10 protein-coding genes, 1 pseudogene and 1 riboswitch are annotated in these 10,365 nt (G+C 72.0%); of the genes and pseudogenes, 10 read left to right on the top strand and 1 reads right to left on the bottom strand.

Annotated features, from left to right (window positions below; all coding sequences use genetic code 11):
- Window positions 1-186, bottom strand: a pseudogene (locus tag ABGA99_RS36355) (hypothetical protein); the annotation flags it as partial.
- Between the two features lie 327 nt (window positions 187-513).
- Here ABGA99_RS36355 and rpsB point away from each other — a divergent pair.
- The 10 genes from rpsB to ABGA99_RS36305 form a co-directional block, all read left to right on the top strand.
- Window positions 514-1,503 carry a 30S ribosomal protein S2 gene (rpsB, locus tag ABGA99_RS36350; RefSeq protein ID WP_347584273.1) on the top strand — a complete coding sequence of 330 codons (990 nt, stop codon included), beginning with the start codon at window positions 514-516 and terminating at the stop codon, window positions 1,501-1,503.
- Window positions 1,504-1,548: 45 nt separating this feature from the next.
- Window positions 1,549-2,382, top strand: coding sequence for a translation elongation factor Ts (tsf, locus tag ABGA99_RS36345; RefSeq protein WP_347580304.1), 834 nt, complete (start codon window positions 1,549-1,551; stop codon window positions 2,380-2,382).
- A gap of 272 nt (window positions 2,383-2,654) precedes the next feature.
- The gene (gene pyrH, locus ABGA99_RS36340; RefSeq protein WP_347580303.1) at window positions 2,655-3,446 is read left to right on the top strand and encodes a UMP kinase; all 792 of its coding nucleotides are present in this window, start codon (window positions 2,655-2,657) and stop codon (window positions 3,444-3,446) included.
- Between the two features lie 98 nt (window positions 3,447-3,544).
- Window positions 3,545-4,102, top strand: a complete 558-nt coding sequence (gene frr / locus ABGA99_RS36335; RefSeq protein WP_347580302.1) for a ribosome recycling factor — start codon at window positions 3,545-3,547, stop codon at window positions 4,100-4,102.
- Between the two features lie 71 nt (window positions 4,103-4,173).
- The gene (locus ABGA99_RS36330; protein ID WP_347580301.1) at window positions 4,174-5,103 is read left to right on the top strand and encodes a phosphatidate cytidylyltransferase; all 930 of its coding nucleotides are present in this window, start codon (window positions 4,174-4,176) and stop codon (window positions 5,101-5,103) included.
- 108 nt (window positions 5,104-5,211) lie between these two features.
- On the top strand, window positions 5,212-5,511 hold the full coding sequence (locus tag ABGA99_RS36325) for a hypothetical protein (RefSeq protein ID WP_347580300.1): 300 nt from the start codon (window positions 5,212-5,214) through the stop codon (window positions 5,509-5,511).
- 40 nt (window positions 5,512-5,551) lie between these two features.
- On the top strand, window positions 5,552-6,700 hold the full coding sequence (gene rlmN, locus ABGA99_RS36320) for a 23S rRNA (adenine(2503)-C(2))-methyltransferase RlmN (protein WP_347580299.1): 1,149 nt from the start codon (window positions 5,552-5,554) through the stop codon (window positions 6,698-6,700).
- A 14-nt stretch (window positions 6,701-6,714) separates the two neighbouring features.
- Window positions 6,715-6,825, top strand: a riboswitch (TPP riboswitch).
- Between the two features lie 37 nt (window positions 6,826-6,862).
- The gene (locus tag ABGA99_RS36315; protein WP_347580298.1) at window positions 6,863-7,921 is read left to right on the top strand and encodes a thiamine ABC transporter substrate-binding protein; all 1,059 of its coding nucleotides are present in this window, start codon (window positions 6,863-6,865) and stop codon (window positions 7,919-7,921) included.
- Between the two features lie 86 nt (window positions 7,922-8,007).
- Entirely contained in the window at window positions 8,008-9,612 is a 1,605-nt protein-coding gene (locus ABGA99_RS36310; RefSeq protein ID WP_347584272.1) for an iron ABC transporter permease, read from the top strand.
- Window positions 9,612-10,365: ABC transporter ATP-binding protein (locus ABGA99_RS36305; RefSeq protein WP_347584271.1), on the top strand; the 754-nt coding region annotated here is incomplete at its 3' end. The genes ABGA99_RS36310 and ABGA99_RS36305, both read left to right, overlap by 1 nt.

Genomic DNA, 10,365 nt, shown 5'->3' with positions numbered 1-10,365 from the left:
CCCCTCCCCCGCCCCGCCCGCCTCCGCCACCGTGTTCGCCCAGGCGTCCGCCACCGTGTCCGTCGTTGTGAACGGGGGTGAGGGCCAGGCGTCCGCCGTCGGGGCCGCGGCAAGCCCGACGGCAAGCGCCCACCGCGCCGCGCGTCCCGCGACGCCGGCTGTGCGGGGTTCGCGTCGTCCGTTCATGGGGACAGCTTGGCGGGGGGCCGGGGTGCTCGGAGATCATGGACGGATTCTGTGGATAACCGGTCGGTTGTGGACAACCCGGGGCCGCGCTTCCCTGGGACAGCCGCCCGGGGACCGGGCTCCGTGGCGCAGGCGGGTGACGCCGTCCCGTACACTTCTGGTGGCGACCCGGCTCTCCGGGTCGACTTCGCACGCCCCGCCACCTGCCTGAAGGTGGCCGCGTCACTCGGTCCCCCGGCTCCCCGCCGGTGGGGCGGCGCGCAGGGGCGTCAGGAGCGGCGGCCGACCGGCTGCCGCGCACAACCGAGACACACGAGGAGTACGGCCATGGCCGTCGTCACGATGCGGGAGCTGCTGGAAAGCGGCGTCCACTTCGGGCACCAGACCCGCCGCTGGAACCCGAAGATGAAGCGCTTCATCTTCACCGAGCGCAACGGCATCTACATCATCGACCTCCTGCAGTCGCTGTCGTACATCGACCGCGCCTACGAGTTCGTGAAGGAGACCGTCGCGCACGGCGGCACCATCATGTTCGTGGGCACGAAGAAGCAGGCCCAGGAAGCCATCGCCGAGCAGGCCACCCGGGTCGGCATGCCGTATGTGAACCAGCGCTGGCTGGGCGGCATGCTCACCAACTTCTCCACGGTCCACAAGCGGCTGCAGCGCCTCAAGGAGCTCGAGGCGATCGACTTCGAGGACGTGGCCGCCTCCGGCCTCACCAAGAAGGAACTGCTCGTCCTCTCCCGCGAGAAGGCCAAGCTGGAGAAGACCCTCGGCGGCATCCGCGACATGCAGAAGGTGCCGAGCGCCGTCTGGATCGTGGACACGAAGAAGGAGCACATCGCCGTCGGCGAGGCGCGCAAGCTGCGCATCCCGGTCGTCGCGATCCTCGACACCAACTGCGACCCCGACGAGGTCGACTACAAGATCCCGGGCAACGACGACGCGATCCGCTCCGTCACGCTGCTGACCCGCGTCATCGCCGACGCCGTCGCCGAGGGTCTGATCGCCCGCTCCGGTGCCGCCACCGGTGACGAGAAGGCCGTCAAGACCGACGCCGAGCCGCTCGCCGAGTGGGAGCGCGACCTTCTCGCCGGCGAGAAGGACGGCAAGACGGCGCCGGCCACGCCGGCCGAGAAGACGGACGAGGCCGCCGCCGAGGCCGAGGTGCAGACCTCCGCCGAGACCGCCAAGGTCGCCGACGCCGAGCAGGCCGACGAGACCCCCGCCCCGGCCGCCGAGCAGGCCACCGAGGTCGCAGAGGCCACCGAGGCCACCGAGGTCGCGCAGCCCTCCGGCGACGCCCCGCAGGCCTGATCCGCCGATCCCAGTCACCCGTCGAGAAGAGAAAACCACCCAATCATGGCGAACTTCACCGCCGCCGACGTCAAGAAGCTCCGGGAGCTCACCGGCGCCGGCATGATGGACTGCAAGAAGGCGCTGGAAGAGGCCGAGGGCGACGTCGACAAGGCCGTGGAGCTGCTCCGCGTCAAGGGCCAGAAGGGCGTCGCCAAGCGTGAGGGCCGCTCCGCCGAGAACGGCGCCGTCGTCTCCGTGCTCGCCGACGACAACACCTCCGGCGTGCTGCTGGAGCTGAAGTGCGAGACCGACTTCGTCGCCAAGGGCGACAAGTTCGTCGCCGTCGCCAACGCGCTCGCGGAGCATGTCGCGGCCACCAAGCCGGCCGACCTGGAGGCGCTGCTCGCCTCCGAGATCGAGGGCAAGACCGTCCAGACGTACGTGGACGAGGCCAACGCCACCCTCGGCGAGAAGATCGTCCTCGACCGCTTCGCGAGCTTCGAGGGCGCCTACGTGGGCACGTACATGCACCGCACCTCGCCGGACCTGCCGCCGCAGGTCGGTGTGCTGGTCGAGCTGGACAAGGCCGACCCGCAGACCGCCAAGGAGGTGGCGCAGCACATCGCCGCCTTCGGCCCGCGCTGGCTGTCCCGCGAGGACGTCCCGGCGGACACGGTGGAGAACGAGCGCCGCGTCGCCGAGGCCACGTCCCGCGAGGAGGGCAAGCCGGAGGCCGCCCTGCCGAAGATCGTCGAGGGCCGTGTGAACGGCTTCTTCAAGGAGAACGTGCTGGTGGACCAGCCGTTCGCCAAGGACCCGAAGAAGTCGGTGCAGAAGGTGCTCGGCGAGGCGGGCGTGCAGGTGACCCGCTTCGCGCGCATCCGCGTCGGCGCCTGAGCGCCGGCGCCACCGTGCCGCCCGGCGCGCGTAAGCGCGACCGCACGGCACGTGCCGCGAGGTGATGCGCCGCACGGCGGGTCGCCACGGGGCACGGCGCGCACGGTGTGCGGCGAACGGCCACCGGCGCCGCTAGGGTCGGGTTGAGTTGTTGCGGGCCGGTGCGGGGGACCGCCGCCGGGCCGCGGAAGTGACGAGGAGGCCATTGCCGGGAACGGGTGAATGAGAACCCCACGGCGATGGCCTCCTTCGCATGCGCACGAGGAGACTTCATGAACGAGGACGCCGACGCGGACCACGGCCACCAGGAGAAGGCGGACAACGGCCACCACACGAAGAGGGACAGCTCGCGCTTCCTGCTGAAGCTGTCGGGCGAGGCGTTCTCCGGCGGCGGGGACCTCGGCGTCGACCCGGACGTCGTGCGCGCCATCGCCCGCGAGGTCGCGGCCGTCGTCCGCGACGGGTACGAGATCGCGGTGGTGATCGGCGGAGGCAACTTCTTCCGCGGCGCCGAACTGCAGCAGCGCGGCATGGACCGGGCCCGCTCCGACTACATGGGCATGCTCGGCACGGTCATGAACTGCCTTGCCCTGCAGGACTTCCTGGAGAAGGAGGGCATCGACTCCCGGGTGCAGACGGCGATCACGATGGGCCAGGTCGCCGAGCCGTACATCCCGCTGCGCGCCATCCGGCACATGCAGAAGGGCCGCGTGGTCATCTTCGGCGCCGGCATGGGCATGCCCTACTTCTCGACGGACACCACCGCCGCGCAGCGTGCCCTGGAGATCCACGCCGAGGCGCTGCTCATGGGCAAGAACGGCGTCGACGGGGTCTACGACGCCGACCCCAAGAAGAACCCCGACGCGGTGAAGTTCGACGCGCTCGGATACGGCGAGGTCATCACCCGTGACCTCAAGGTCGCCGACGCCACGGCCGTCACCCTGTGCCGCGACAACGAACTGCCCATCCTCGTCTTCGAGCTGCTGAAGGAGGGCAACATCGCCCGGGCGGTGCGGGGTGAGAAGATCGGTACGCTCGTGAGCGCGCACGGCAGCCGGGTCTGAGGGATGGACAACGGCCTGCCGGTCGGACACCGTGCAGGCATGGTACGGGCGGACGGGGGCACTCCCGTCCCGCTCACAGAAGAGACCAGGAGCCAGTGGTGATCGAAGAGACCCTCCTCGAAGCCGAGGAGAAGATGGAGAAGGCCGTCGTGGTCGCCAAGGAGGACCTCGCCGCGATCCGCACCGGGCGGGCCCATCCGGCGATGTTCAACAAGATCACGGCGGATTACTACGGGGCTCAGACCCCCATCAACCAACTGGCGTCGTTCTCGGTGCCGGAGCCGCGGATGGCGGTGGTGACACCGTTCGACAAGACCGCCCTGCGCAACATCGAGCAGGCGATCCGCGACTCCGACCTCGGCGTCAACCCCTCCAACGACGGCAACATCATCCGGGTGGTCTTCCCGCAGCTCACCGAGGAGCGCCGCAAGGAGTTCATCAAGGTCGCCAGGGCCAAGGGCGAGGACGCGCGGATCGCCATCCGCTCCGTGCGCCGCAAGGCCAAGGAGGCCATCGACAAGGCCGTCAAGGACGGCGAGATCGGTGAGGACGAGGGCCGCCGCGGCGAGAAGGAGCTCGACGACACCACCCACAAGTACGTGGCCCAGGTCGACGAGCTGCTCAAGCACAAGGAAGCAGAGCTGCTCGAGGTCTGATGAACGACTCCTCCAGGGGGGCCCCGGCGGGTCCCGTGTACGGCGGGGGTGAAAGGGCGCAGACTCCGCGCATGCCCATCGTGTCCGGCGACGCCCCTGCCGACGAACCCTCCCCAGGTCCCTCCGGGGGACCCGGCGTCCCGGGCGACGCCTCCGCCCCGCCGCCGCCCGCTCCCAAGCGGCGCCGCGGCGGCCGGGACCTCGGCGCGGCCATAGGCGTCGGGCTCGGCCTCGGCGCCATCGTGCTGGCCACGCTGTTCGTCGTGAAAGTGCTCTTCCTCGGCGTCATCGTCGTCGCCGTGGCGGTCGGGCTGTGGGAGCTGACGTCGCGGCTGGCGGAGTGCCGCGGCATCCGCACGCCGCTGGTGCCGCTGGCGCTCGGCGGCATCGCCATGGTCATCGCCGGGTACGCGCGCGGCGCCGAGGGCGCCGGGGCGGCACTCGCGCTCACCGCCCTCGCCGTCCCCGTCTGGCGGCTGACGCGCCCCGCGGAGGACTACCTCCGCGACGTCACCGCCGGCGTCTTCGCCGCGTTCTACGTGCCCTTCCTCGCGAGCTTCGTCGCGCTGATGCTCGCCGCGGACGACGACGGGCCGCAGCGGGTGCTGACGTTCCTGATCCTCACGGTGATCAGCGACACCGGCGCGTACGCCGTGGGCTACAAGTTCGGCCGCCACAAACTCGCCCCGCGCATCAGCCCCGGCAAGACCCGCGAGGGGCTGGGCGGCGCGCTGGCCTTCGCGATGGCGGCGGGCGCGGTGTGCATGGAACTGCTCATCGACGACGGCCGCTGGTGGCAGGGCCTCCTGCTGGGCGCCGCCGCAGCCGCCTCCGCGACGCTCGGGGACCTCGCCGAATCGATGATCAAACGCGACCTCGGCATCAAGGACATGGGCACGCTGCTCCCCGGCCACGGTGGGATCATGGACCGGCTGGACTCGCTGCTGCCGACGGCGCCGGTCGTGTGGCTGCTGATGGTGATCTTCGTCGGCGGGGGCTGACCGCCGCGTTCCCCCTGTGCGGTTTCGGCGAGGGCCGAAACATCTGTGAGCCGCGCCGGGCGGGTGGGCACGGTGGTGGCGGATGTCCGCGACCCAAGGGGGATTTCGATGAGGATCAAGCACACGGCGGCGCGCGCGACGGCGGTGGCCCTGCTGGCGACCGGGGGCGTGGCGGTGGGCACCGCCACGGCGGCGGCAGGCGACGGCCCCGGCGCACCCGGCGGCACCGTCGCGCCGCTCCTGGACTGGCAGGGCAGCGACAGGGCCGCACCCGCGGAACACGACTGGGGCGTCGCGCCCATGGGCGACGACCACGGGTCGCCGGGCGGCGGGGCGGCCCCCGTGGGCGACGGCCACGGCTCGCCCATCAGCGCGCTTGAGCGGGCGAATTCGGGCATTTGGGGTTAAGGCGGGCGGGGGTGAATCCGTCTGCGACACTGGTACGGCTATGCCGAAGCCAGGAGAGCTCACCTTCGCCGTCCCCCGTGGTGCCAAGAAGCCGCCGCGGCACCTAGCCGACCTCACCCCCGCCGAGCGCCGCGACGCCGTCGCCGAGCTGGGGGAGAAGCCGTTTCGTGCCACGCAGCTCTCGCGCCACTACTTCGCGCGCTACGCCACCGACCCGGCCGGCTGGACCGACGTGCCGGCCGGGTCCCGGGAGAAGCTCGCCGAAGGGCTGCTGCCCGAGCTGATGACCGTCGTACGGCATCTGAGCTGCGACGGCGACACCACCCGCAAGACCCTGTGGCGGCTCTTCGACGGCACGCTGGTCGAGTCGGTGCTCATGCGCTACCCCGACCGCGTCACCATGTGCATCTCCTCCCAGGCCGGGTGCGGCATGAACTGCCCGTTCTGCGCCACCGGCCAGGCCGGGCTGACCCGCAACCTGTCCACCGCCGAGATCGTCCACCAGATCGTCGACGGCATGCGCGCCCTGCGCGACGGCGAGGTCCCGGGGGGCACCGCCCGGGCCGAAGGCTCCGGGGGAGGCCCCGCGCGGCTGTCCAACATCGTCTTCATGGGCATGGGCGAGCCGCTGGCGAACTACAACCGCGTGCTGTCCGCCATCCGCCGCCTCACCGACCCCGAGCCCGAGGGCCTCGGGCTCTCCCAGCGCGGCATCACCGTCTCCACCGTCGGCCTCGTGCCCGCCATGCACCGCTTCGCCGACGAGGGCCTGAAGTGCCGCCTCGCCGTCTCCCTGCACGCGCCCGACGACGAGCTGCGCGACACCCTCGTGCCCGTCAACACCCGCTGGCAGGTCCGCGAGGTCCTCGACGCCGCCTGGGAGTACGCCGCCCGCTCCGGCCGCCGCGTCTCCATCGAGTACGCGCTGATCAGGGACATCAACGACCAGGCCTGGCGCGCCGACCTCCTCGGCCGCCTCCTCAAGGGCCGCCGCGCGCACGTCAACCTCATCCCGCTCAACCCCACGCCCGGCTCCAAGTGGACCGCCTCCCGGCCCGAGGACGAGCGGGCCTTCGTCGCCGCCCTGGAGGCCCACGGCGTGCCCGTGACCGTACGGGACACCCGCGGCCAGGAGATCGAAGGAGCCTGCGGGCAGCTCGCCGCCTCCGCGGCCGACGCACCAGCCTGATATCGTTCATTTGTACACACCGACAGGGGAGCGCTCGCAGCGCTGAGAGTGCGGCACCGTCCAGGCCGCAGACCCTCGAACCTCGCCCAGGTCATTCTGGGTAGGAAGTTCGGTCGAGACTCTGCTGCTGCCCGGGCTGCCCGCCGCCACGAAAGCAGCCCGATGAAGCGCATCGTCACCACCGCCTTGGCCGCGTCCCTCGCCCTGGGCCTGGCCGCCTGCGGCTCGGACTCCGGCGACGGATCCGGGTCAGGCCCGGACGGCAAGAGCGTCACCCTCGTCACCCACGACTCCTTCGCCGTCTCCGACGACGTCCTCAAGGCGTTCGAGAAACAGTCCGGGTACACGGTCGACATCCTCAAGGGCAAGGACGCCGGCTCCGCCGTCAACCAGGCCGTCCTGTCCAAGGACAACCCCCAGGGCGACGTCTTCTTCGGCATCGACAACACCCTCCTCTCCCGCGGCCTCGACAACGGGATCTTCACGCCGTACGAAGCGAAGGGGCTGGACCGCATACCCGGGGAACTCCAGCTCGACGCCGGCGAACACCGCGTCACCCCCGTCGACTACGGCGACGTGTGCGTCAACTACGACCGCGCGTACTTCGAGGAGAAGAACCTCGACCCGCCGCAGACCTTCGACGACCTCGCCGACCCCCGCTACCGGGACCTCCTCGTCACCGAGAACGCCGCCACCTCCTCCCCGGGCCTGGCCTTCCTCCTCGCCACCGCCGACGCGTACGGCGACGAGGGCTGGGAGGACTACTGGAGCCGGCTGCGGGACAACGGCGTCGAGGTCGTCGACGGCTGGGAGCAGGCGTACTACGAGCGCTTCTCCGGCGCCGGCAAGGGCGACAAGCCGCTCGTCGTCTCGTACGCCTCCAGCCCGCCCGTCCTCGACATGGAATCGCAGCCCGAGGAAGCCACCACCGGCGTGGCCACCGGCACCTGCTTCCGCCAGATCGAGTTCGCCGGGCTGCTCGCCAACGCCGGCAACACCGAAGGCGGCAAGGCCCTCATCGACTTCCTCATCGGCGAGCGGTTCCAGAAGGACATGCCGCTGCAGATGTTCGTCCACCCCGTGCGGGAGAACACCGAACTGCCCGAGGTCTTCACCCGCTACGGCGAGGAGATCGCCGACCCGCACACCCTCGACCCGGCGACCGTCGACGACAACCGGGAGCAGTGGATCAAGACGTGGACCTCGCTGGTCGTGAAGTAACCCGGGCCGCGGGACGCGGCAGGGGAGACACGGGAACGGGCGCCGGCCGCCGCCGGATACGCGGGGCGGCCGGACGGCTCGCGCTCATGGCCGTCCCCGCCGCGTTCTTCGCCGTCTTCTTCGCCTACCCCGTCGGCGCCATCGTCGCCCGCGGCCTGCGCGAGGGCGGCCGCTGGCAGTTCGGCCGCATCCCCGACGTCCTCGGCGACCCCGACATCCTCGGCGTCCTGTGGTTCACGCTCTGGCAGGCCGCCGCCTCCACGGGGCTCACCCTCGTCCTCGCGCTGCCCGCCGCGTACGTCTTCGCCCGCTTCGACTTCCCCGGCAAGCAACTGCTGCGCGCCCTGGTCACCGTGCCGTTCGTGATGCCCACCGTCGTCGTCGGCTCCGCGTTCCTCGCGCTCACCGGCCGCGGCGGCGTCCTCGACGGCTGGTGGGGCACCCGGCTGGACACCAGCGTGTGGGCCATCCTGCTGGCGCACGTCTTCTTCAACTTCGCCGTCGTCGTACGGACCGTCGGCGGCCTGTGGGCCCAGCTCGACCCCCGCCAGGAAGAAGCCGCCCGGGTCCTCGGCGCCGGCCGCCTCGCCGCCTGGCGGCACGTCACCCTGCCCGCGCTCGGGCCCGCCGTCGCCGCCGCGGCCCTCATGGTCTTCCTCTTCACCTTCACCTCCTTCGGGGTCGTCCAGATCCTCGGCGGTCCCGCCTACAGCACCCTCGAAGTGGAGATCTACCGGCAGACCGCGGACTTCCTCGACCTGCCCACCGCCGCGGTCCTCTCCCTCCTCCAACTCGCCGCCGTCGCCGCCGTCCTGGCCGTGCACGCCTGGACCGTACGCCGCCGGGAGACCGCGCTGCGCCTCGTCGACCCCGAGACCACCGCCCGCCGCCCCCGCGGCGCCGGCGAACGCGCCCTCCTCGGCGGCGTCGTCGCCGTCGTCGCCGTCCTGCTCCTCGCGCCGCTCGCCGTCCTCGTCGAACGCTCCTTCGCCACCCCGGACGGCCACGGCCTCGGCTTCTACTGCGCGCTGCAGGAGAGCGACGGCACCTTCGCCGTCCCGCCGCTGGAGGCCGTCGGCAACTCCCTCGCCTACGCCGCCGTCGCCACCGTCATCGCGGTCGCCGTCGGGGGCCTCGCCGCGGCCGCCGTCACCCGCCGCGCCGGGCCGCTCGTCCGCGGCTTCGACGCGCTGCTGATGCTGCCGCTGGGCACCTCCGCCGTCACCGTCGGGTTCGGCTTCCTCATCGCCCTCGACACCCCGCCGCTCGACCTCAGATCCTCCTGGATCCTCGTGCCGCTCGCGCAGGCGCTGGTCGGCGTCCCGTTCGTCGTACGGACCATGCTGCCCGTGCTGCGCGCCGTCGACGACCGGCTGCGGGAAGCCGCCGCCGTCCTCGGGGCGTCACCGCTGCGGGCCTGGCGGGAGGTCGACCTGCCGCTGGTGCGGCGGGCGGTGCTCGTCGCCGCCGGCTTCGCCTTCGCGGTCTCCCTCGGCGAGTTCGGGGCGACCGTCTTCATCGCCGGGCCCGACCGGCCGACGCTGCCCGTCGCGGTGGCCCGGCTCCTCGGACGGGCCGGCGAGACCAACTACGGGCAGGCGATGGCGCTGAGCACCATCCTCATGGCGGTGTGCGCGGCTTCGCTGCTGCTGCTGGAACGGGTCCGTAAGAACCAGGCGGGAGAGTTCTGATGCTCGTACTCGACGACGTCACCGTGCGCTACGGGGCCCGCGCGGCGGTCGACGGGATCTCCCTCGATGTCGCGGACCACGAGGTCGTCAGCGTCCTCGGACCCAGCGGCAGCGGCAAGTCCACGCTGCTGCGGGCGGTGGCCGGGCTGCAGCCCGTCGCCGGCGGGCGGGTACTGCTCGGCGGGCGGGACCTGGCCGGGGTGCCGGCGCACCGGCGGGGGGTCGGGCTGATGTTCCAGGACCAGCAGTTGTTCCCGCACCGGGACGTGGGCGGGAACGTGTCCTTCGGGCCGCGCATGCACGGGGCCCCGCGGGCGGCGGCCCGGGAGCGGGTGGCCGAACTGCTGGAACTCGTCGGGCTGCCCGGGGCGCAGCGGCGGGCGGTGGGGGCGCTGTCGGGCGGGGAGCAGCAGCGGGTGGCGCTGGCGCGGGCGCTGGCGCCGTCGCCGCGGTTGCTGATGCTGGACGAGCCGCTGGGGCAGTTGGACCGCTCGCTGCGGGAGCGGCTGGTGGTGGAGCTGCGGCAGCTCTTCGGGCGGCTGGGTACGACGGTGCTGGCGGTCACGCACGACCAGGGGGAGGCGTTTGCGCTGTCGGACCGGGTGGTGGTGATGCGGGAGGGGCGCGTCGCGCAGACCGGTACGCCGGTGGAGGTGTGGGAGCGGCCGGCGGACGAGTTCGTGGCGCGGTTCCTGGGGTTTGCGAACGTGGTGCGGGGGACGGTGCGGGGGTCGGTGGCGGAGACGCCGTGGG

The sequence above is a fragment of the Streptomyces sp. B5E4 genome, assembly GCF_039871555.1.
Lineage (GTDB): Bacteria > Actinomycetota > Actinomycetes > Streptomycetales > Streptomycetaceae > Streptomyces.
This window is presented reverse-complemented; position numbering and strand designations above follow the sequence as displayed.